Annotated in this window: 24 protein-coding genes; 14 read left to right on the top strand and 10 right to left on the bottom strand. The window is 70.2% G+C overall.

The window, feature by feature from the left end; all coding sequences use genetic code 11:
* Positions 1-73 precede the first annotated feature (73 nt).
* Positions 74-1,372, top strand: coding sequence for an adenylosuccinate synthase (locus tag ABZ796_RS03125; RefSeq protein ID WP_357334551.1), 1,299 nt, complete (start codon positions 74-76; stop codon positions 1,370-1,372).
* Positions 1,373-1,455: 83 nt separating this feature from the next.
* Here ABZ796_RS03125 and ABZ796_RS03120 read toward each other — a convergent pair whose 3' ends face one another.
* The 3 genes from ABZ796_RS03120 to ABZ796_RS03110 form a co-directional block, all read right to left on the bottom strand.
* Positions 1,456-1,731, bottom strand: coding sequence for a hypothetical protein (locus ABZ796_RS03120; protein WP_357334550.1), 276 nt, complete (start codon positions 1,729-1,731; stop codon positions 1,456-1,458).
* Positions 1,732-1,753: 22 nt separating this feature from the next.
* Complete coding sequence (gene purD / locus ABZ796_RS03115; protein WP_357334548.1) at positions 1,754-3,040, bottom strand: phosphoribosylamine--glycine ligase; 1,287 nt, start codon at positions 3,038-3,040, stop codon at positions 1,754-1,756.
* A gap of 63 nt (positions 3,041-3,103) precedes the next feature.
* Positions 3,104-4,321, bottom strand: coding sequence for a DUF4032 domain-containing protein (locus ABZ796_RS03110; protein WP_357334546.1), 1,218 nt, complete (start codon positions 4,319-4,321; stop codon positions 3,104-3,106).
* 39 nt (positions 4,322-4,360) lie between these two features.
* Here ABZ796_RS03110 and purB point away from each other — a divergent pair, with 39 nt between their 5' ends.
* Genes purB through ABZ796_RS03095 form a run of 3 tightly spaced genes read left to right on the top strand, consistent with a single transcriptional unit; the run spans position 4,361 to position 7,141 of the window.
* Entirely contained in the window at positions 4,361-5,803 is a 1,443-nt protein-coding gene (gene purB, locus ABZ796_RS03105) for an adenylosuccinate lyase (protein ID WP_357334544.1), read from the top strand.
* On the top strand, positions 5,800-6,201 hold the full coding sequence (locus ABZ796_RS03100; RefSeq protein WP_357334585.1) for an NUDIX domain-containing protein: 402 nt from the start codon (positions 5,800-5,802) through the stop codon (positions 6,199-6,201). The genes purB and ABZ796_RS03100 overlap by 4 nt, the downstream gene beginning before the upstream one ends.
* Positions 6,202-6,241: 40 nt before the next feature.
* Positions 6,242-7,141, top strand: coding sequence for an oxygenase MpaB family protein (locus tag ABZ796_RS03095; protein ID WP_357334543.1), 900 nt, complete (start codon positions 6,242-6,244; stop codon positions 7,139-7,141).
* A 2-nt stretch (positions 7,142-7,143) separates the two neighbouring features.
* On the opposite strand, the gene ABZ796_RS03090 is transcribed toward ABZ796_RS03095, so the two are convergent.
* Entirely contained in the window at positions 7,144-7,461 is a 318-nt protein-coding gene (locus ABZ796_RS03090; protein WP_357334541.1) for an antibiotic biosynthesis monooxygenase, read from the bottom strand.
* A gap of 58 nt (positions 7,462-7,519) precedes the next feature.
* Here ABZ796_RS03090 and ABZ796_RS03085 point away from each other — a divergent pair, with 58 nt between their 5' ends.
* Positions 7,520-8,095, top strand: coding sequence for an antibiotic biosynthesis monooxygenase (locus ABZ796_RS03085; RefSeq protein WP_357334540.1), 576 nt, complete (start codon positions 7,520-7,522; stop codon positions 8,093-8,095).
* On the opposite strand, the gene ABZ796_RS03080 is transcribed toward ABZ796_RS03085, so the two are convergent.
* Positions 8,092-8,217, bottom strand: a complete 126-nt coding sequence (locus ABZ796_RS03080) for a hypothetical protein (protein ID WP_357334538.1) — start codon at positions 8,215-8,217, stop codon at positions 8,092-8,094. The two genes, ABZ796_RS03085 and ABZ796_RS03080, sit on opposite strands and share 4 nt — an antisense overlap.
* Between ABZ796_RS03080 and ABZ796_RS03075 the strand changes: the two genes are divergently transcribed.
* Positions 8,207-9,283, top strand: a complete 1,077-nt coding sequence (locus tag ABZ796_RS03075) for an MFS transporter (RefSeq protein WP_357334537.1) — start codon at positions 8,207-8,209, stop codon at positions 9,281-9,283. The two genes, ABZ796_RS03080 and ABZ796_RS03075, sit on opposite strands and share 11 nt — an antisense overlap.
* A gap of 11 nt (positions 9,284-9,294) precedes the next feature.
* On the opposite strand, the gene ABZ796_RS03070 is transcribed toward ABZ796_RS03075, so the two are convergent.
* Both ABZ796_RS03070 and ABZ796_RS03065 read right to left on the bottom strand, forming a co-directional pair.
* Positions 9,295-9,894 carry a nucleoside deaminase gene (locus tag ABZ796_RS03070; protein WP_357334535.1) on the bottom strand — a complete coding sequence of 200 codons (600 nt, stop codon included), beginning with the start codon at positions 9,892-9,894 and terminating at the stop codon, positions 9,295-9,297.
* A complete protein-coding gene (locus ABZ796_RS03065; protein WP_357334534.1) occupies positions 9,894-10,490 on the bottom strand; it encodes a hypothetical protein in 597 nt (198 codons plus the stop codon). The genes ABZ796_RS03070 and ABZ796_RS03065 overlap by 1 nt, the downstream gene beginning before the upstream one ends.
* An 80-nt stretch (positions 10,491-10,570) precedes the next feature.
* On the opposite strand from ABZ796_RS03065, the gene ABZ796_RS03060 reads away from it, so the two are divergent.
* Positions 10,571-11,467 (top strand): hypothetical protein, encoded by an 897-nt coding sequence (locus ABZ796_RS03060; protein ID WP_357334532.1) that lies wholly within the window; start codon positions 10,571-10,573, stop codon positions 11,465-11,467.
* On the opposite strand, the gene ABZ796_RS03055 is transcribed toward ABZ796_RS03060, so the two are convergent.
* Positions 11,451-12,020, bottom strand: coding sequence for a sulfotransferase domain-containing protein (locus tag ABZ796_RS03055; protein WP_357334530.1), 570 nt, complete (start codon positions 12,018-12,020; stop codon positions 11,451-11,453). The two genes, ABZ796_RS03060 and ABZ796_RS03055, sit on opposite strands and share 17 nt — an antisense overlap.
* Positions 12,021-12,234: 214 nt before the next feature.
* Between ABZ796_RS03055 and ABZ796_RS03050 the strand changes: the two genes are divergently transcribed.
* The 3 genes from ABZ796_RS03050 (at position 12,235) to ABZ796_RS03040 (ending at position 15,871) form a co-directional block, all read left to right on the top strand.
* The gene (locus ABZ796_RS03050; RefSeq protein ID WP_357334528.1) at positions 12,235-13,143 is read left to right on the top strand and encodes a phosphoribosylaminoimidazolesuccinocarboxamide synthase; all 909 of its coding nucleotides are present in this window, start codon (positions 12,235-12,237) and stop codon (positions 13,141-13,143) included.
* A 93-nt stretch (positions 13,144-13,236) separates the two neighbouring features.
* Positions 13,237-14,799 carry a long-chain fatty acid--CoA ligase gene (locus ABZ796_RS03045; protein ID WP_357334527.1) on the top strand — a complete coding sequence of 521 codons (1,563 nt, stop codon included), beginning with the start codon at positions 13,237-13,239 and terminating at the stop codon, positions 14,797-14,799.
* 109 nt (positions 14,800-14,908) lie between these two features.
* Positions 14,909-15,871, top strand: coding sequence for a hypothetical protein (locus tag ABZ796_RS03040; RefSeq protein ID WP_357334525.1), 963 nt, complete (start codon positions 14,909-14,911; stop codon positions 15,869-15,871).
* Between the two features lie 54 nt (positions 15,872-15,925).
* Here ABZ796_RS03040 and ABZ796_RS03035 read toward each other — a convergent pair whose 3' ends face one another.
* A complete protein-coding gene (locus ABZ796_RS03035; RefSeq protein ID WP_357334523.1) occupies positions 15,926-17,185 on the bottom strand; it encodes an MFS transporter in 1,260 nt (419 codons plus the stop codon).
* Between the two features lie 80 nt (positions 17,186-17,265).
* Between ABZ796_RS03035 and purS the strand changes: the two genes are divergently transcribed.
* Both purS and purQ read left to right on the top strand, forming a co-directional pair.
* The gene (gene purS, locus ABZ796_RS03030) at positions 17,266-17,508 is read left to right on the top strand and encodes a phosphoribosylformylglycinamidine synthase subunit PurS (RefSeq protein ID WP_091045685.1); all 243 of its coding nucleotides are present in this window, start codon (positions 17,266-17,268) and stop codon (positions 17,506-17,508) included.
* The gene (gene purQ / locus ABZ796_RS03025; protein ID WP_357334521.1) at positions 17,505-18,173 is read left to right on the top strand and encodes a phosphoribosylformylglycinamidine synthase subunit PurQ; all 669 of its coding nucleotides are present in this window, start codon (positions 17,505-17,507) and stop codon (positions 18,171-18,173) included. Before purS ends, purQ begins: the two co-directional genes overlap by 4 nt.
* An 89-nt stretch (positions 18,174-18,262) precedes the next feature.
* On the opposite strand, the gene ABZ796_RS03020 is transcribed toward purQ, so the two are convergent.
* Positions 18,263-19,702, bottom strand: coding sequence for an MFS transporter (locus ABZ796_RS03020; protein WP_357334520.1), 1,440 nt, complete (start codon positions 19,700-19,702; stop codon positions 18,263-18,265).
* A 170-nt stretch (positions 19,703-19,872) separates the two neighbouring features.
* Here ABZ796_RS03020 and ABZ796_RS03015 point away from each other — a divergent pair, with 170 nt between their 5' ends.
* Positions 19,873-20,424, top strand: a complete 552-nt coding sequence (locus ABZ796_RS03015; RefSeq protein ID WP_357334518.1) for a TetR/AcrR family transcriptional regulator — start codon at positions 19,873-19,875, stop codon at positions 20,422-20,424.
* A 24-nt stretch (positions 20,425-20,448) separates the two neighbouring features.
* Entirely contained in the window at positions 20,449-20,955 is a 507-nt protein-coding gene (locus ABZ796_RS03010) for a general stress protein (RefSeq protein ID WP_357334516.1), read from the top strand.
* Positions 20,956-20,998: the final 43 nt, after the last annotated feature.

Below are 20,998 nucleotides of genomic sequence, written 5' to 3'. Positions count from 1 at the left end.
ACACTTGATATTGGTGCGTTGAGCAGCCGGGCACGCCCGGAGGGACTCCGTCCGGAGCGAAGGAGCGACACACATGCCCGCGATCACGATCATCGGTGCCCAATGGGGCGACGAAGGCAAGGGCAAGGCGACCGACCTGCTCGGTGAGCACGTCGACTACGTCGTCAAGTTCAACGGCGGCAACAACGCCGGTCACACCGTCGTCATCCGCCAGGAGGACGGGCAGAGCGAGAAGTACGCCCTCCACCTGCTGCCCAGCGGCATCCTGACCGCCGGCGTGACGCCGGTGATCGGCAACGGGGTCGTCGTCGACCTCGCGGTCCTCTTCGAGGAGCTGACCGGCTTGGAGCAGCGCGGCGTCGACATCTCCCAGCTGAAGCTGTCCGCCAGCGCCCACGTCATCGCCGACTACAACCGCCAGCTCGACAAGGTCACCGAGCGCTTCCTCGGCTCGCGCAAGATCGGCACCACCGGCCGTGGGATCGGCCCGACCTACGCCGACAAGGTCAACCGCATCGGCATCCGCGTCCAGGACCTCTTCGACGAGTCGATCCTGCGCGGCAAGGTCGAGGGCGCGCTGGAGCTGAAGAACCAGCTGCTCTCGAAGGTCTACAACCGCCGTGGCTTCACCGTCGACGCGGTCGTCGAGGACCTGCTGTCCTACGCGGACCGGATCGCGCCGATGGTCTGCGACACCGGCCTGCTGCTCAACCAGGCGCTCGACCGGGGCGAGACCGTGCTGCTCGAGGGCGGCCAGGCGACCCTGCTGGACGTAGACCACGGCACCTACCCGTTCGTGACCTCCTCCAACGCCACCTCCGGCGGCGCCTGCACCGGCTCGGGGATCCCGCCGACCCGGATCGACCGCGTCGTCGCGATCGTGAAGGCCTACACCACCCGGGTGGGGGAGGGTCCGTTCCCGACCGAGCTCTTCGACGCGTCCGGCGACTACCTGCGCGACAACGGCCACGAGTTCGGCACGACCACCGGGCGCCCGCGCCGCTGTGGTTGGTACGACGCGGTGATCGCCCGCTACGCCGCCCGTGTCAACGGCGTCACCGACTTCGTCCTCACCAAGCTCGACGTGCTCGGCGGTCTCGACGAGATCCCGGTGTGCGTGGCGTACGACGTCGACGGTGTCCGCCACGACGAGATGCCCGTCAACCAGTCCGACTTCCACCACGCCAAGCCCATCTTCGAGACGCTGCCGGGCTGGAAGGAAGACATCTCCGGCGCCCGGTCGTTCGACGACCTCCCGGCCAACGCTCAGGCGTACGTGAAGTACGTCGAGGAGATCTCCGGCGCTCCGATGTCGGTCATCGGCGTCGGCCCCGCACGCGACGAGACGGTGATCCTCAATTCGCTGATCTGAGGTGGTGACGCTGGGAGTGGCCTATGGGTCACTCCCAGCACCACTCCGGTCGTCCGCAGCGATCACCAGTGACGTGAGACGTCCTAGCGGCGGATCGTGATGCGCCCGGCCTTCAGGTCGACCCCGTGAGCCGGGTCGTCACCGTCGGGCGAGGGGATCACGTGACCGATGTTGTCCTGATCCGCGAGCTCGCGCGCGGCGCGCGCGTTGCCGGGGTCGAAGACGTCGATGAAGGTGCCGAGGCCGTCGCCGAGCCCGGAGGAGACGCCGCGGCGCGAGGAGCGCAGGGCCCTGTCGCAGGCGGCGATCATCAGGCCGAGCACGACGACGACGGCGACGCCGAACACGACCCAGGTCATGATCGGGAGACTGCGCCGGTGCTCAAAGCAGCGAGGCGCCCTCGACGACTCCGAGCGGCTCGGCCGCGATGTCGGAGCGCCGCTGGAGACCGTCGAAGCTGATCAGGTCGGCGGCGGCGTACGCCCGCGAGCGTGCGTCATCGATGTCGTAGCCCTTGGCTCGGACCGCCAGCACCCTGCCGCCCGCGGTGACCAGGTGGCGGTGGGCGGGCTCCTCGGGCGTGGAGGCGTCGACGATCGCGGTGCCCGCGTGGATCACGTCGACGTCGTTGATCGAGTTGGCGTTGCCGGCGCCGGTGATGACGTCGCCCTTGGAGGAGGACTCCGGGTAGCCGGCCGAGGCCAGCACGACCGTCACCGAGGCACCGTCGGAGAAGGTCGGCGCCTCGACGGTGTCCAGCGCACCCGTGGCCGCCGCGAGGAGCACGTCGCCGAGAGAGGACTCCAGAAGAGCGAGAACCGGCTGGATGTCGGGGTCACCGAAGCGGCAGTTGAACTCGATCACCTTCGGGCCCTTGGCGGTCAGCGAGAGCCCGACGTAGAGGCACCCGACGAACGGGGCGCCGCGCTTCTCCATCTCGACCAGGGTCGGCTCGACGACGGTCGCCAGCACGACCTCGGCCAGGTCCGGCTGCGCCCACGGCAGCGGCGAGTAGGCACCCATCCCGCCGGTGTTGCCGCCCTTGCCGCCGTCGAAGATCCGCTTGAAGTCCTGCGCCGGCTGCAGCGCGTAGGCTCGCGTCCCGTCGCAGATCGCGAACAGCGAGACCTCGGGACCGTCGAGGAACTCCTCGATGACGACCCGCTCGCACGCGGCCGCGTGGGCCAGCGCCTCCTCGCGGTCACGCGTCACGACGACGCCCTTGCCCGCGGCCAGAGCGTCGTCCTTGACGACGTACGGAGCGCCGAACTCGTCCAGCGCGGCGGCCGCCTCCTCGGGCGTGGTCGCCACGCGCGAGCCCGCGGTCGGTACGCCGGCCGCGGACATCACATCCTTGGAGAACGCCTTCGACCCCTCCAGCTGCGCAGCCGCCTCCGACGGCCCGAAGACCGCGATCCCCGCCCTGCGCACCGCGTCGGCGACCCCGGCCACCAGCGGCGCCTCCGGCCCGACGATGACGAGGTCGACCTCCAGCTCGCCCGCCAGGGACGCGATCGCGGGACCGGACATGATGTCCACGTCCCGGAGCGTGGCGAACTCCGCGATCCCGGGGTTCCCGGGTGCGGCATACACCTCGTTCCCCTCCTGGGAGAGCTTCAGAGCGAGCGCGTGCTCACGACCACCAGTGCCAGCGACAAGGATCCTCACGGGCCCACCTTATGCTGCGACGAGGTGGTGAACCCGAGCGTGGTCCCTAGGTCAGGCTCCGCTTCACAACTCGGCAGAAGGTGGGGTGACGGCCTCGTCGGGGCGGTGCTGGATGACGTCCTCGTAGTAGGACTCGGCGGCGTTGATGAGCTTGACCCACTCGCCGGCGAACTGGGAGAGCACCCAGCGGTGCTCGAGGATCTCGTGGAACATCTGCGCCGGGGTGAGCTTCGCGGCCGCGCCGGGAGGGCGCATGGCGACGATGGGCTCGTAGACCTCGCGCAGCCAGCGGCTCGCCGCGACCTCGATCGGCAGGTCGCCGAGCTCCCGGGTGGCGCGGAAGGCGGAGATGTCGTTGAGGATCCGCCGGGCCTGGGCGTCCTGGACGTCCAGCCCGGTCAGCGTACGCAGCTCGCGGCGGTGGTGGCCGAGCTCGACCACCCGCGGGCGCAGTGCCACCGTGTCGCCGTCCTCGCTGGTGGTGATGTCGAGCTCCTCGACGTCGAAGCCGAGGTCGTGGAGGCGCTCGATGCGCTGCTCGATGTGCCACATCTCCTCAGCGGAGAAGACCTGCTCCTCGGTGAGCTCGCGCCACAGCGCGTTGTAGCGGTCCTGCAGCCGCTCGACGATCGCGTCGATCGGGAAGGCCTCCGGCAGCGACTCGCTCGCCTGCAGGTCGAGCAGCTCGCCGTAGATGTTCTGGTAGGCGACCTCGAGGTCGTACTCCCGCAGCCGGTCGGAGAGCTCCGGCTTCAGCTCCCCGGTCTCGGCATCGACCAGGTAGGCGGCGAACCCGGCCGCGTCGCGTACGAACAGGACGTTCGAGAGGGACACGTCGCCCCAGTAGAAGCCGGCCAGGTGGAGGCGTACGAGCAGGACGACGAGGGCGTCGATCAGGCTGGGGAGCCGGTCGGCGGCCAGGCCCCGCTCGAACAGGGCGCGGTAGGGGAGCGAGTAGGTGAGGTGCTCGGTCATCAGCGCGGCGTTGAGGTCGTTGCCGTCGCGGTCCTTGCGACCGGTGACGACGCTCTTCGCGACCACGGTCGGCAGGCCGAGGCGCTGCAGCTCGCGCAGCATGTCGTACTCGCGCCGGGCGATGTCGGCCTGGGTCTCCTTGACCGCGTAGACGTTGTTGCGCACCCGCACGATGCGTACGACGTGGCGGCTCAGCCCGCGGGTCAGCGGGACCACGACGTCATCCGGCCACTCCTCCAGGGGGAGTGACCAGGGCAAGGTGTAGATCGCCGGGTCGGGCCGGCTGGCGAGGATCCGCAGGGCCATACCGCCACGTTAGTGGGGTGGGGCAGCGGACATGGGAGAATGTCCGCCGTGACTGTGGTGCCCAACGTTCTCGCCAACCGCTATGCCGCGGCCGACCTCGCCGGGATCTGGAGTCCCGAGCACAAGATCGTGCTGGAGCGCCAGCTCTGGATCGCGGTGCTCAAGGCTCAGAAGGATCTCGGCATCGACGTCCCCGACGGGGTGGTGGAGGCGTACGAGAAGGTTGTCGCCCAAGGTGAGGCCGGCGTCGACCTCGAGTCGATCGCGGCCCGGGAGCGGGTGACCCGCCACGACGTGAAGGCGCGGATCGAGGAGTTCGCCGCGCTGGCCGGGCACGAGCACATCCACAAGGGCATGACCTCGCGGGACCTCACCGAGAACGTCGAGCAGCTCCAGGTGCTCTCGTCGCTGAAGCTGATCCGCGACCGTGCCGTCGCGACGCTGGCGCGCCTGGCGCGGCTCGCGACCGAGCACGAGACCACGGTCATGGCCGGCCGCAGCCACAACGTCGCGGCGCAGGCGACGACGCTCGGCAAGCGGTTCGCGACCGTCGCCGACGAGATGCTGGTCGGGCTCCAGCGGCTCGAGGAGCTCATCGCCCGCTACCCGCTGCGTGGGATCAAGGGTCCGATGGGCACCGCCCAGGACATGCTCGACCTGCTCGACGGCGACGCCGGCAAGCTGGCCGCGCTCGAGGAGCGGGTCGCGACCCACCTCGGCTTCGAGAACGTCTTCACCAGCGTCGGCCAGGTCTACCCGCGCTCCCTCGACTTCGACGCCGTCTCGGCGCTGGTCCAGCTGGTCTCCGGTCCCTCCAACCTCTCGACCACGATCCGGCTGATGGCCGGCAACGAGCTGGTCACCGAGGGCTTCAAGGAGGGCCAGGTCGGCTCGAGCGCGATGCCGCACAAGATGAACTCGCGCTCCACCGAGCGGGTCAACGGACTCTCGGTGGTGCTGCGCGGTTACCTCTCGATGATCTCCGAGCTGGCCGGCGACCAGTGGAACGAGGGCGACGTCTCCGACTCCGTCGTGCGCCGGGTCGCGCTCCCGGACGCGTTCTTCGCCGCCGACGGCCTCTTCCAGACCTTCCTGACCGTGCTCGACGAGTTCGGCGCCTTCCCGGCCGTGATCCAGCGCGAGCTCGACCGCTACCTGCCGTTCCTGGCGACCACCAAGGTGCTGATGGCCGCCGTCCGCAACGGTGTCGGCCGCGAGGAGGCGCACGAGGCGATCAAGGAGGCTGCCGTCGGCACCGCGCTGTCGATGCGCAAGGGGCAGGCCGAGAACGACGTCTTCGCCAAGCTCGGCGCCGACCCCCGCCTCGGCCTGACCGAGGAGCAGATCACCTCGCTGGTCGCGGCGCCGATCGAGTTCACCGGTGCCGCCGTCGCGCAGGTCCAGGAGGTCGTACGCCGCGTGGAGGCTGTCACCGCCCGCCATCCCGAGGCCGCCGCGTACACGCCGGGGGAGATCCTCTGAGTCCCGTCATCACCGTCGCGGCGGTCGTCTTTCGCGACGGTGAGGGGCGGCTGCTGACCGTCCGCAAGAACGGCACCGCGAGTTTCATGCTGCCCGGCGGGAAGCTGGAGCCGGGGGAGTCGGCCGCCGCGGCGGCCGTCCGCGAGGTGAGCGAGGAGCTCGGCGTACGGCTTCAGGTCGAAGACCTCGCGCTGCTCGGCGAGTTCGAGGCGGACGCCGCCAACGAGCCGGGTCACCTGGTCCGCTCGACGGTGTTCACCTGGGCCGGCGAGGTCACGCCGGCAGCCGCCGCCGAGATCGCGGAGCTGCGCTGGGCGAGCCTGACCGAGATCACCGAGGGAGCCGACTTCGCGCCCCTGACCCGGGAGTACGTGGTCCCCGCCCTCGAGCCCGTCTGATCCTCGGCGGCACCCCACGGCACGGTGGGAGACTGTCGGCATGTCCGGGTACTTCGCCGCAGACTCCATGGTCGTCCGTGCGATGCGTCAGCGGGCCGTCGGGCTGACCTGGGGGCAGCGGGCGCTGGTGATCGGCGGTCTGCACCCGCGGCTCTTCGTCGGCACCGCCCAGCACACGGCCCACCGGGCGACGCCCTACACCCGGCTCGCCCTGACCGCCCGGCTGATGGAGACGGTCTTCCTCGGAACCCAGGAGGAGGCCGACCGGGCGCTCGCCTTCACGGCGAAGCGGCATGTGCCCGTCGAGGGGACGATGGAGGTCCCCGGCGGCGCAGCGCACCCGGCGGGTGCGCACTACTCCGCCGCGGATCCCGGCCTGATGTGGTGGACGGCGGCGTTCGCGCTCGACTCGGTCGAGTTCATGTACGACGCCCTGGTCCGCCCCCTGCGCCCGGACGAGCGCGAGGAGCTCTTCGACGGGTTCGTGACCTGGGCCGGCCTCTTCGGTATGCCGGCCTCGGCCGCGCCGGCCTCCTATCCCGACTTCCGCCGCCGCTTCGACGCCTGGCTCCACTCCGACGAGCCGTATCTCGTGGACGAGGCCCGTCTGGTCGGACGCCACATCGCCGGCTCCGCCGGCTACCACCTCCCCGGTGGGTCGCCGACCTCCGAGACGCTGCGGACCGTCGTCCAGGGCAGCCTCCCGGCGCTCGTCCGCGAGCACTACGACATCCCGTGGTCGGCCGCGGCCGAGACGAGATGGCGGGCCGTACGCACCGCCAGTCGCCTCGTTCACGGCCGCCTCTCGCTCCTGGGACCCACACCGCTGCTGCGCGGGCGGAGCGAGCACTTCTACAAGGTAGTCCAGCGGGGCGAGCAGTCGTTGGTGCGCCGGGGCGGCGTCAGCATCCCCGGCGTCTCGGACGTCACCTCGGCCTGACTTCAGGCAGGCTTGACGTCCAGCACGACCTCGAACTCCAGCAGGTCGGCTCCGGTGGCGACCGGCTTGCGCGGCGCCTCGCCCGGCGGGGTCGCGTGGGCGGCTCGTGCGTCCCCGTCGCGCCAGGCCGCGAAGGACTCCTCGGAGTCCCAGTGGGTGACGACGAAGTAGCGGTCGTCGCCGGCCACCGGGCGCAGCAGCTGGAAGCCCAGGAAGCCCGGCGACTTGTCGACCGTCCCGGCCCGGGCCGCGAACCGCTTCTCGAGCTCGGCGCCCGCGCCCTCCGGAACCTGGATTGCATTGATCTTCACCACAGACATGCCGCAAACCTATGCGAGGGCTGGGGACGCGGCGTACCTGCCTGCGACGATGGACGGCATGTCCGATCCGGTTACCGTCACCATCGCCCGCCGAGTCTCCGTGGAGCGCCGCGACGAGATGGTCGCCTGGATGCAGGCGGGGATCCGGCTGGCCAGCGAGTTCCCCGGCTTCCTGGGAGCGGGCTGGGTGCGGCCGTCACCGGACTCCGACCAGTGGCACCTGCTCTACCGCTTCGACTCCCACGAGACCCTGGGGAGCTGGGACACCAGCCGCCAGCGCGGCTGGTGGCTGGGCGCGGGCGAGCCGTTCGTGGAGGAGACCCGGATCGAGCGGCGTACCGGCATCGAGGGCTGGTTCGACCCGCCGAGCACCTACGACGTCGAGCAGGTCTCCGGGGTCGCGACCGCCCCGCCGCGGTGGAAGCAGACGATCACGATCTTCCTGATGTTCTTCCCGGTCAGCCTGCTCGCCAACTGGGCGCTCGGGCCGGTCGTCGGGGACTGGGCGCTGCCGCTGAAGGTGCTGGGAGTGATGGTCGTGACGCTGCCGTTCATGACGTACTTCGGGCTGCCGTGGATCACCCGCAACATGGAGTGGTTCCTGCACGGCCGCCCGGCGCCCTGGCGTCGCTAGGGCTTCGGGTTACCGCCCTCGGCGGAGAGCACGGCGTCGAGGAGTCCGGGGAACCGCGCGTCGAGATCCTCGCGGCGCAGCGAGAGGCGCCGGGCGCGGCCGTTGGCCTCGTTGCGGACCACGCCCGCCGTCCGCAGGACCTTCATCAGGTGTGACTTCGCCGTCTATGCCGTCGCTCTGCTGGCCACCCTGCTCGTGTTCGGCTCGGTCTCCGACCACGTCGGCCGGCGTCCGGTGGTGACCGTCGGGTTCCTCCTGCTCGCTGCCAGCTTCGCGCTCTTCCAGGGTGCCGACACCGCGGCCGTCCTCTTCGAGGCACGGATCCTGCAGGGGGTAGCGAGCGGCCTGCTGCTCTCGACCCTGTCGGCAGCCGTGGCCGACTTCGAGCGGCCCTCGCGGCCGGGCTCCGCCGCCGTGGCCAACGCGGTCGCGCCGATGGTCGGCCTGGCGGTCGGCGCCGTCGTCGCCGGCATGGTCCTGCAGGTGTCGGCGGACCCACGGGTCATCGTGTTCGATGCCCTCGTCGTGCTGTCCCTGCTCCTCGCGGCCGGGGTGTGGCTGGTCCCGGAGACCGCGCCTCGTCATGAGGGACTGCTCGCCTCGCTGCGTCCGCGGGTCGCCGTGCCACCGGCCATCCGGGGTCTGCTCGCCCGCAGTGCGCCGGCGATCTTCGCCGGCTGGGCGACCGGTGGGCTGTTCCTCTCCCTCGGCGCCGCGATCGTACGCACCGAGCTGGGTGCCGACAGCCACGTCCTGCAGGGGCTGGCGATCGGTGCCCTCGCCGGATCCGGAGCGGTGGCGGCGTACGTCTTCCGCCACCGCTCGGCCCGGGCGACGACCCTCTACGGCACCGCCGCGCTGGCCGGCGGCACGGTGCTGAGCCTGCTCGCCCTCCCGACCGGGTCGGTGGTGGCGTACCTCGACGCCGTGGTCGTCGCCGGCTCCGGCTTCGGGACCGCCTTCTTCGGCATCCTGCGCTCGATCATGCCGCTCCTGCCCGCCCATGAGCGGGCGGAGGTCTTCGCGGTGATCTTCATCGTGTCCTACCTGGCCTTCGGGGTCCCGGCCGTCGTCGCCGGGTTGCTGACGCCGCAGATCGGTCTCGCGACCACGACCTACGTCTACGGTGCCGTCGTCGTGGTGCTCTCGGCGGCGGCCGGCCTGCTGCGCTGGCGCAGCGACGACTGACCAGAGCCTCGTCAGGGGTGCGCGATCGCGCCGCCACCCTTTCTCTCCTGGTACGTCGCCGAGAGCTCGTCGTAGGTCGCGGTGATCCGGGCGAGCTGCTCGGGGTCGGCGAGCGGGGCGAGCCCGGTGCTGACGAAGTAGGCGTTGGTGCGGTTGTAGAGGTCGCGCCCCGGGGCGACGTCGTCGCGGTCGGGATCCGGGACGGCATAGACACCCTTGAGGATCGCCAGGTCGTAGGGGATCGCGAAGGAGTCGGCCGAGTCCTGGTGGCTGAAGAGATAGGCGAACTCGGGGAACCCGGACCAGGCGATCCCCGACAGACACAGCGAGCACGGCTCATGGGTCGCCAGCAGCAGGCAGTCGGCGGGCGCGGGCCGCTCCTCGGCCGGCAGCTCGAAGAAGCGCTTGATGGCGTGGATCTCGCCGTGCCACAGCGGGTTCTCGGTCTCGTTGTTGGTCTCGGCGACCACCGTCGACAGGTCCGCGCGGCGCACGATCGCGGCGCCGAAGATCTTGTTGCCCGCGGCCACGCCGACACGGGTCAGCGGGACGATCTCCTGCTCGATCACGTCCAGCAGGCGGCGTACGTCCGCCTCGTCGGTCAGATCCATCAGACCAGCGCTTCGCCGCCGTGGGTGGCGAGCTTGCGGGCGACCTCGGCGAGGTCGGCGCGCCAGACCTCCTCGGGGCCCGGCGGGAGGATGTCGTCCCAGTCGGGCGAGAAGCTGCCGCGTACGGAGAGCAGGTCCTTCGAGCGGGCCAGGAACCACATGTGCAGGTGCTCGGCGCCGTCGCCGATCCGCATCGCGTGGCAGCGGGCGATGTTGGGCAGGCTCTCCACGATCCGGGCGAGCCGCACGGTGAGGACACCGAACTCGGCCGCCTGGTGCTCGTCGAGATCGGGCAGGTCGTAGTGCTCGAGCGGCTCGAGGATCAGTACGAGCGGGAGACCGGACTGCGCCAGGTGCTTCACCCGCCAGCTCTCGTCCTGCCAGATCACGCCGGGCAGATCGGTGCCGCACAGGTTGCAGTCCACCCCGTCCTCACCGCTGCGCGGCTCCTCGGGGGCAGGGGGAGCGAGCGGCTTGGGTGCGATCTCGCCCTCGCGGACGACCCACGGGAAGACGTCCCACTCGGTCACGCTCGGAGCGGGCAGGTCGCCGCCGGCCTGGACGCGGGCATAGATCTGATCAGCTGTCTCGGCCATGGCTCGAAACCATGCCATATCCGGTGCGTCCGCGCGGCGTGGTTTCTTAGTCGAGTGAGTGACTTGACTAAGATGCCTCCATGACCACCGGTTTGCTTCCGTCCCTGCCGTCCTACGACGGTGCCGAGCTCGTCATCCCGGCACCCGGCGAGGGCCCGGGCAACTGGGCCGGCGCGGCGAGCGCGGTCCTGGCCGACGGCGTCTTCTGGCTGACCTGGCGCAACCGGCGTCCGCTCTCCGACGGACGCGGCGTCACGGTCAGCGTCGCTCGGTCGACCGATGGCGTGCGGTTCGAGACGGTGACCGAGGTCCACCGCGACCAGTTCGGCTGCGAGTCGCTGGAGCGGCCGGTGTTGGTGCCGCTGCCCGAGGGCGGTTGGCGGCTCTACCTCTCCTGCGCCACCTGGGACTCCAAGCACTGGTGGGTCGACAGCCTCACCGCCGACACCGTCGAGGGCCTCCCCGAGGGGCGCCGCCAGGTCGTCCACGCCGGCAGCGACACCGTCGCGGTCAAGGACCCGGTGATCGCGATCGACCCGGTGACCCAGACCTGGCAGATGTGGCTGTGCTGCCACCCGCTCGCCGAGCCCGGCCACGAGGACCGGATGACGACCCGCTACCTCACCTCCACCGACGGCCTGGAATGGCAAGACGACGGCGAGGTCCTCGCCGGTCGTCCGGGCCGGTGGGACGCCCGCGGGGCCCGGGTCACCACGGTCGTCTCGCACGACCCGCTCGTCGTCCTCTACGACGGCCGAGCCGACGCTGAGTCCAACTGGTACGAGACCACCGGCATCGCCCGCTGGGACGGCTCCCGGCTGGTCGCCGATGCCGACGCGGCCCCGATCGCGAGCCCTCACTCCGACGGCGCCTTCCGCTACGCCAGTGCCGTGGCGCTGCCCGACGGCCGGATCCGCTACTACGTGGAGGCCGCCCGCGAGGACGGCGCCCACGACCTGATCACGCTGGTTCGCTGAGGTCCTGGGCGAGTCTCGCGCGCTCCTGGAACGAACCCCGTCTCGAGGTGGAGAGCCAGTCGGAGAAGTCCTGTCCGCTCACCTTGGTGAGCAGCTCGATGTCCTCGGCGAAGGCGGGCAGGAGCTGCTCGCGCTGCTCCGGCGTCAGCCGGGGCCGGTGGTGGTCGCCCGGCCCGGAGAGCTGGCGAAGCAACGGCGGATAGCTCTTGCGCCACGCCTCCGGCGGCGCGAACTGGGCGAGCCAGGCACCGCTCCTGATCACGGGCCCGAGCACCTTCGGGCGCCAGCCGGGTTCGACGTACGTCCTGCTGTTGTCCTTCGGGATGTGGTCGACGCGGCCCTGCTCGATGCCGAGGAAGCGGCAGGCTCGGTCAACGGTCGCGGCGGGCTCGTCGACGATGTCGCGGTAGCGCACCACCAGCACACGGTCCTGGCCGACCAGCTCGTAGAGGTGGTCGAGCTGGCGGCCGTAGAGCCCGAGCTCGCGGTAGCGCCAGAACGGCGCCCAGCCGTCGTGGGCCCACGCCAGTGCGGCGGGGGAGCGTCGTCGCACAGCCAGTACTTCGGCTCCTTCGGTGTCGTGGCGAACGCCTGTGGGTGCCTCGCCAGCGCCGAGTGCAGTGCCGTGGTCCCGGCCTTCGGTGCGCCGATGATCAAGAAGTCTGGCTGTGGTCGTCGTTCCATGCGCGGGCCTCCCGCCTAAATCGCTCGAAACAGTCTACTTAAGCGAGAAACGGTTTGGCAGCGGTATCTCTTAGGCTGATCCCGTGGCTGACCTCAACATCCCCCCGGCGCCGGCGATCCCGGGCGCGAAGCACCTCCACTCCGGCAAGGTGCGCGACCTCTACGAGCTGGAGGAGGGGCCGTACGCCGGCCAGCTCCTGATGGTCGCCAGCGACCGCATCTCGGCCTTCGACCACGTCTTCGACACCGTCATCCCGGACAAGGGCGAGATCCTCACCCGGCTGTCGCTGTGGTGGTTCGAGCAGTTCGAGGACCTGGTGCCGACCCATGTGCTCTCGACCGACGTCCCCGCGGCCGTCGAAGGCCGTGCGGTGGTGGCTCAGAAGCTCCACATGCTGCCCGTCGAGTGCGTCGCGCGGGGCTACCTGACCGGCTCGGGCCTGCGTGAGTACGAGGCCACCGGCGAGGTCTGCGGCATCCGGCTGCCGGCCGGTCTGGTCGACGGCTCCCGGCTCACCCCGCCGATCTTCACGCCGGCCACGAAGGCAGAGCTCGGCGACCACGACGAGAACGTCACCTACGAGTACATCTCCAAGCTGATCGGCGAGGACGACGCCGCCGCGGTGCGCCGGCTCACCCTGGCGGTCTACCAGCGCGCCGACGAGATCGCCCGCGGCCGCGGCCTCATCCTCGCCGACACCAAGTTCGAGTTCGGCGTACGCCAGGACGACCTCGGCATCCGCACGATCGTGCTCGCCGACGAGGTGCTCACGCCCGACTCGTCCCGCTACTGGGACGCGGCGCAATGGCACCCCGGTGCGGCGATCCCCAGCTTCGACAAGGACGTGATCCGCCGCTGGCTGCTCTCGCCCGAGTCCGGCTGGGACCGCGCCGCCGGTGGTCCGCCGCCGGAGCTGCCCGAGGAGATCGTCGAGCGCACGCGGGCGAAGTACGTCGAGGCGTACGAGAAGCTCACCGGCCACCGCTTCTGAGACACGTGTCGCAGTAAAAACGTGGACCTTGTTTCGTGGGTGGCTACCTGCGGGTAAGTTGTGACGCGTAACACGCACACGACTGGAGGCCATGTGTCCACGTACAACCTCGCTTCGCTGCTCGAAGACTCCGCGGCGAACTATCCCGAGCGCACCGCGATCGTCCTCGGCGACATCCGTCTGAACTACGCCCAGATCAACGGTGCCGCCAACCAGGTCGCGAACCTGCTGGCGAGCAAGGGCGTCGGTGCGGGTGACCGGGTCGCCCTGATGAGCCCGAACCTGCCCTACTTCACGATGGTCTACTACGGCATCCTCAAGGCCGGCGCCACCGTCGTTCCGCTCAACGTGCTGCTCAAGGGGCGCGAGGTGGCCTACCACCTCAAGGACTCCGACGCGAAGGCCCTCTTCGCCTTCGAGGGCACCCCGGAGCTCGCCATCGGTGCCGAGGCGCACGCGGGCGCGAAGGAGGCCGGGGTCGAGAACCTCTTCCTGATCACCGCCGACCCGACCGCCGCGTCGCCGATCGAGGGCGTGACCACGCTCGGCCAGGGCATCGGGACCCAGCCGCCGACGTTCGACACCGTGGCCACCGACGAGGACGACACCGCGGTCATCCTCTACACCTCCGGCACCACCGGGCAGCCCAAGGGCGCCGAGCTGCGCCACCGCAACATGCGCGACAACGCGCTCGCCGGCGCCGAGCTCTTCGGTGCCTCGGCCGAGCGGCCCGACACCTACCTCGCCGTGCTGCCGCTCTTCCATGCGTTCGGCCAGACCGTGGTGCAGAACGGCGCGATCGCCTTCGGCGGCACCATCGTGCTGCTGCCCCGCTTCGACGCCGCGGCCGCGCTGGCGACGATGCTCAAGGAGAGCGTGAGCTTCTTCGCCGGTGTGCCGACGATGTACTGGGGCCTCCTCGGTGCCCTCTCCGAGGACATCGACGTGGCCACCCTCGCCAAGAACCTGCGCGTCGCCGCCGCCGGTGGCTCGGCCCTCCCGGTCGAGATCCACAAGGAGTTCGAGAAGCGCTTCGGCGTGACCATCCTCGAGGGCTACGGCCTCTCCGAGACCTCGCCGGTGGCGTCGTTCTCGCTCTACGGCCAGCCGGTGCGTCCGGGCTCGATCGGCGTCCCGATCCCCGGTGTCGAGATGCGCCTGATCGACCCAGCCTCGTGGGACGACGTCGAGTGGACCCCCGACGCGATCGGCGAGATCGCGATCAAGGGCCACAACATCTTCAAGGGCTACTACAACCGCCCCGAGGCCACCGCCGAGGTGCTCACCTCGGACGGCTGGTTCCGGTCGGGTGACCTCGCCAAGCGGGACGAGGACGGGTGGTACTACATCGTCGACCGCGCCAAGGAGCTCATCATCCGCGGCGGCTTCAACGTCTACCCGCGCGAGATCGAAGAGGTCCTGCTGACCCACCCGGCGGTCTCGCTGGCCGCCGTGATCGGTGTCCCGCACGACTCCCACGGCGAGGAGATCAAGGCGGTCCTCGTGCTCAAGCCCGGCGCCTCCGCGACCTCCGAGGAGATCGTGGCCTGGTCGAAGGAGCAGATGGCGGCCTACAAGTACCCGCGCATCGTCGAGATCGTCGACGCCCTGCCGATGACCGCCACCGGCAAGATCCTCAAGCGCGAGCTCAAGTAACCGATTCCGTACGCCGGCAGCAGCCGTAGCTCGAAGATCGCAGTCACGTGGTGGCTGCGATCTTCGAGTTTGTGGGTTGGGCCGGGCGTTCTCGGGATAGGACTGTCATATGGGCGACTCGGGGGACGCGAAGCAGCCGTTCGACCATGACGGGATGGAGCGGCTGCGCGATGAGGTCCAAGGCGGGGTCATCTCGAGGAGGCAGCTACGCGAGCTGCATGCCCAGGACCACGACATCCGTCGCCTCGTACGCAACCGTGAGCTCACCGCGGTCCATCCGGGCGTCTACGTCAGTCACACCGGCAACCCGACCTGGGGTCAGCGTGCCTGGGCGGCGGTGCTCGCGTGCTGGCCGGCGGCGCTGACCGGAAGGTCGGCGCTGCCGAAGCCGCCCGAGCGCGCGCCGATCGAGGTGATGGTGCCGATCGGCCGCACGGTGCGAGCACCCGACGGTGTGATCGTCCGACGGCGGGCCCGCTTCGAGGGGTACGTCGACTGGGCCGCCTATCCGCCGCGGCAGCTGATCGCTGAAGCGGCGATCGATGCGGCCGCGGATGCCTCCGACCTCAACGAGGCGTTCTCGATGCTCGCCGACCTGGTCCAGAGCAAGGCGCTGCGGGCGGGGGCGCTCGTCGAGGCCCTGGACCATCGCCGACGGATGCGTGATCGGCAGCTCCTCGGCGAACTGCTCGAGGATCTCAAGGAAGGCGCGTGCTCGGTGCTCGAGCGCGAATACCTCAGGCGCGTCGAGCGCGCCCACGGCCTGCCGACGGGGGAGCGGCAGGTCGCCGACTCGGTCGCGGGTGTCTCCGTCGAGCGCGACGTCACCTATGCCGCGTACGGCCTGGTCGTGGAGCTCGACGGTCGCGCGTTCCACGGAAGCGCCGCTGCTCGGGATGCCGATCACGCTCGCGACCTGGATGCCGCGGCCGCGCGCGGCCTGCGGACCGTCCGGATCACGTATGGGCAGGTGCTCGGTGATCCGTGCCGGACTGCCGCCCGGATCGGCGATCTGCTGCGGCTCGGCGGTTGGGAGGGTCAGGTTCGCTCGTGCTCGGTGTGTGATGCGTAAGGTCGAAGATCGCAGTCACCGGGTGGCTGTGAACTTCGACCTTGGGACATCACGTCAGCCGCTGGGCGACCGTGAGGCCGTTCCCAGCGGCGTCTGGCCGGTCCTGAAGGCGAGCATCGGCCGGGAGGTGGCGCCGACCGCGGCGAGGGCGAGCAGGCAGGTGATGCCCCCGCTGACCAGGGCGAACGAGCCGGAGGACAGCTGGGCGACAGCGCCGCCGCGGAGGTTGCCGATCTCGGGCCCGCCGGCGCCGACGATCATCTCGATCGCGGCTGTCCGGCCGCGCAGGTCGTCGGGCACGGCGAGCTGGATCAGGGTGCCGCGGGTGACCACGCTGACCGAGTCGGCGGCCCCGGCGACGGCGAGCAGGCAGAGGCACAGCCATGGCGAGGTGACCAGTCCGACGGCACCGAGGCTGAGGCCCCACACGGCGGCGGCTCCGATGGTGATCACCCCCGGCCGGCTGTGCCGGGTGAACGAGCCGGAGAAGAGGGAGGCCGCGACCCCGCCGACCGCGATCGCGGTCAGGAACAGCCCGAGCGTACGTGGGTCGCCGCCGAACCGGGTCTCGTTGACCAGCGGGAACAGGCTCACCGGCATGGCCAGCACGGTGGCTGCCAGGTCGACGAGGAGCACACCGCGTACGACCGGCTGGGTGGCCGCGAAACGCAGGCCTTCGAGGACTCCGCCGCGGCTCGTCCTCCTCGCGGGTGCGAGGGCGGGGAGGCCGGCGACCCCGATGAACCCGGCGGCGAAGGAGAGCGCGTCGACGGCGTACGCGATCTCGAGGCCGGCGTAGCCGATGATCAGCCCGCCCAGCGCGGGGCCGAGGAGCATCGACCCCTGGAAGCTCAGCCGGTTGAGGGCGAGCCCGGGGGCTACCCGGTCGGTGGGGAGGAGCCGCGGGATCACGCTCATGCTCGCCGGGGCAGCGACCGAGCCGGCGGCAGCCATGAGCGCGACCAGCACGAGGACGAGTCCGAGCGAGGACGGCGAGGTGCTCAACCAGAGGGCCTGTGCCATCAGCAGCAGTGCCAGCACGAGCTGGGCGAGGTTGGTGGCCAGCAGGATCGAGCGCCGGTCGGCGCGGTCGGCCACCACGCCGCCCCAGAGCCCGATCGCGAGCATCGGGACGAGCCGCGCGAGCGCGACGCTGCCGGACCAGAACGGGCTGTGGGTCGCCTCCCAGACCTGGTACATCACCGCGACGATCGAGATCTGCCCGCCGAGCCCCGACACCGCCCGCCCGATGAAGAACCGGCGGAAAGCAGGAGACGTACGCAACGGGGTGATGTCGATCAGCAGATGGCGCACGAGGAGCGATCGTAAAGACCTGGTCGGAGGGGGAGCCAACGGTTTAGGTGAGCGGCCCCTGGCCCACCTAGACTGCAGCCATGCCTCGCGTTGTCGTCGACGTCATGCCCAAGCCCGAGATTCTCGACCCGCAGGGGAAGGCCGTTCTCGGCGCCCTGCCGCGGCTCGGGTTCACCGGGGTCACCGAGGTCCGTCAGGGCAAGCGGTTCGAGCTGGAGATCCCTGAGGTCACCGACGACGCGCTCGCCCAGATCGAGAAGCTGGCCGAGACCTTCCTGGCCAACACGGTGATCGAGAACTTCGTCGTTCGGGTCGAGCAGTGAAGATCGGCGTCATCACCTTCCCGGGCACGCTCGACGACGTCGACGCGCAGCGCGCCGTCCGTGTCGGCGGCAACGAGGCAGTTGCCCTGTGGCACGGCGACCACGACCTGCAGGGCGTCGACGCGGTGATCCTGCCCGGTGGCTTCTCCTACGGTGACTACCTGCGCTGCGGTGCCATCTCCCGCTTCGCGCCGATCATGACCGAGGTCATCGAGGGCGCCCAGAAGGGTCTTCCGGTGCTCGGCATCTGCAACGGCTTCCAGATGCTGGTGGAGTCCCACCTGCTTCCCGGCGGCCTGCTGCGCAACGACCACCTCAAGTTCATCTGCCGCGACCAGAAGCTGCGCATCGAGAACGCCTCGACCGCCTGGACCTCCGCGTTCGGCCAGGGCCAGGAGATCGTGGTCCCGCTGAAGAACGGCGAGGGGCAGTACGTCGCCGACGCCGACACCATCAAGCGGCTCGAGGACGAGGGCCGCGTCGTCGCGCGCTACCTCGACGTCAACCCCAACGGCTCGGTCAACGACATCGCCGGCATCACCAACGAGGCCGGCAACGTCGTCGGCCTGATGCCCCACCCCGAGCACGCAGTGGAGACCCTCACCGGGTCCGGCACCGACGGCCTCGGCTTCTTCACCTCGCTGGCCGAGAAGGCCTTCGCCTGACCTCTGGCACACGAATCGGCCCGGCTCGCGAATCGCGAACCGGGCCGATCGTCGTCTGGGTCTGTTCCTCCGTCTTGCTGGAGGAACGCTCAGTCCATCCCGGGAGCGACCCGGCCGGGGACGTACGCACGCGACCCGGAGGGTCGCCGGAGCACGACGCTCAACGAGGCGATGATCCCGAGCGCGCCGAGGGCGGCAGCGGCGTAGAAGGCCTCGCGCATCCCCGGGACGACCTCGCCAGGGGTGCCGTTGGCGACGTAGACCGAGGCGATCACGGCCAGGCCGATCGAGCCACCGAGCTGCTGCATGGTCTGCACCAGGCCCGAGGCGGAGCCGGCGTGGGCGGCGTCGACGCCCTCGAGGCCGAGGGCCGTGGTGGAGGTGAAGACGAGCGAGGCGAAGGCGCCGTTGAGGAGGAACGGAGCCAGGACGGCGCCGGCGTACGTGCTCGACTCCGTCAGCGTGCTCAGCCACAGGAACGACGCCGTCAGGCCGGTGGCGCCCAAGACCAGCACCCGCGGCATCCCGATCCGGGCTGCGATGCGAGGCGCCACCCGGGACATCGCGAAGATCATCAGGGTGAGCGGCAGGAACGCCAGTCCGGAGGCGAGCGGCCCCATGCCGAGCACGCCCTGCAGGTAGATCACGGTCAGGTAGAACGTCGCGAACTGGGCTCCGACCAGCCCGACCGCGGCGATGAACGCGGCGACGCGGCGGTGGCTGTTGAAGAGGTGGAGCTGCAGCAGCGGGTGGGCGACCCGGCGCTCGGTGAGCACGAGGGCGACCAGCAGGAGCAGGCCGACGGCGATCCCGCCGATGGTGCGCGCGGAGGTCCAGCCGTGCTCCGGTGCGCCGATCAGCGACCAGACGATCGCGGCCGCACCGCCGGTGGCGGTCACGGCGCCGACGATGTCGAAGCGCCCCGGTCGTGGGGCGGTCTCGGCGACGAGGCGGCCGACGAGGGCGAGCACGACGAGCCCGATCGGTACGTTGATGAACAGGGTCCAGCGCCACGACGCGACGTCGGTCAGGATCCCGCCGAGGATCAGCCCGATCGAGGCACCGCTGGAGGAGACGGCCGCGAAGAGGGCGATCGCCCGGGCGCGGCCTGCCTCGTCCTTCGCAGACGTGGTCAGCAGCGCGAGCACCTGAGGTGCGGCGATCGCGGCACCGAAGCCCTGCAGGGCGCGGGCGATGACGAGCAGGTCGTCGGTCGGCGCGAGCCCGCCGGCCAGCGAGAAGAGGGTGAAGACGGAGAGGCCGGCGACGAACGTACGCCGCCTGCCGAAGACGTCGCCGAGCCGGCCGCCGAGCAGCAGCAGGCCGCCGAAGGCGACGGTGTAGCCGTTGAGCACCCAGGTGAGTGCCGCCGGGGTGAACTCGAGGTCGTCGGCGATGCGGGGGAGTGCGACGTTCACGACCGCCGAGTCGAGCACGATCATCAGCTGGGCGACCAGGACCAGGGCGATCCCGGCGCCGGCGGCCTTGGCGGCCGCGGGTGGCTTGGGTGGTGCCACGGTGGATGTCATTCGAGAGCTCCTGTTGGAGACGGAAGAGGAGTACAGTGAAGCGGAGGGAGCCTCCGTTTCACGACACTACCGGAGGGTGTCTCCGCTTAGCAACGCATTTAGATGCGATGGCGGTGCTTGCTGTTAACTGGGGTCCCCGCAGAGCGGCGGGAGTCACTGAGGAGGTCTGGATGAGAGCCGACGCGAAGCGCAACCGCGAGCGGCTGATCGAGGTCGCCCATGCGGTGTTCAAGGAGCGCGGTCTCGACGCACCTCTGGACGAGGTGGCTCGGCGCGCGGGTGTCGGTCCCGGCACCCTCTACCGTCACTTCCCCACGCGCGAAGCGCTCCACGAGGCGATCATGGCGACCTGGATCGAGGAGGTCTCCGCCCACGTCGAGAAGGCGATGGCGACCGAGGGCGGTTGCCGGGAGAAGCTCCTCGCCTGGTTCGAGGAGTACGTCTCGCTGCTGACCCGCCACCAGGGTGCCGCCGCCAAGATCACGGCCTCCCTGGGCTGTCAGGACTCTCCGCTGCGCACCAAGTGCCAGACCTACGCCGACGCCAACGAGAGTGTCCTGACGGAGATGTCCGACCAAGGCGTGCTGCGCGAGGGTGTCGACAACCTTGACGTCTGCCGCCTCCTCGGCGGGGTCGCGACCATGGCCGACCAGTCCTCGCTCGAGCCCAAGGACGTACGTCCCATGCTTGACGTCATCGCGAACGGCGTCCTTAAATCCTGACCCCATCTGGGGCAGACTGGACGTATGTCCTTCAACTCGCCGGTAAGCGGCCCGCAGAGCCCGCTGAAGCTGGAGTTTCCCCAGTCGCTCGCCACCTATGACGACTACGCGGCTGCGCAGAAGACGGTCGACTTCCTCGCCGACCACGAGTTCCCGGTCGAGAACTGCATGATCGTCGGCACGGAGCTGAAGCAGATCGAGCGGATCACCGGCCGCCTCACCTGGAGCAAGGTCGCCCTCGCCGGCGTCCTGTCCGGTGCCTGGCTGGGTGTCTTCGTCGGCCTGATCATGTCCCTCTTCGGCAACGAGAACTTCCTGTTCATCCTGCTGTCGACGGTGCTGCTGGGTGTCGTCTTCGGCCTCATCTGGTCGCTGATCGGCTACGCCGCCACCCGCGGCACCCGCGACTTCTCGAGCGTCAAGGTCATCGTGCCGACGAAGTACGAGGTCCTGGTCGAGCACAAGGTCGCCGCGCGCGCCCGCGAGCTCCTCGCCGACCTCCCAGGCGCCCTCCCCAACCCCTTCTCCTGAGCGCCCGACCGCCGCGTCCGTCTCGGATGATGAGATAGGCGCG

Source organism: Nocardioides sp. NPDC047086 (assembly GCF_040643685.1).
Taxonomy (GTDB): domain Bacteria; phylum Actinomycetota; class Actinomycetes; order Propionibacteriales; family Nocardioidaceae; genus Nocardioides.
This window is presented reverse-complemented; position numbering and strand designations above follow the sequence as displayed.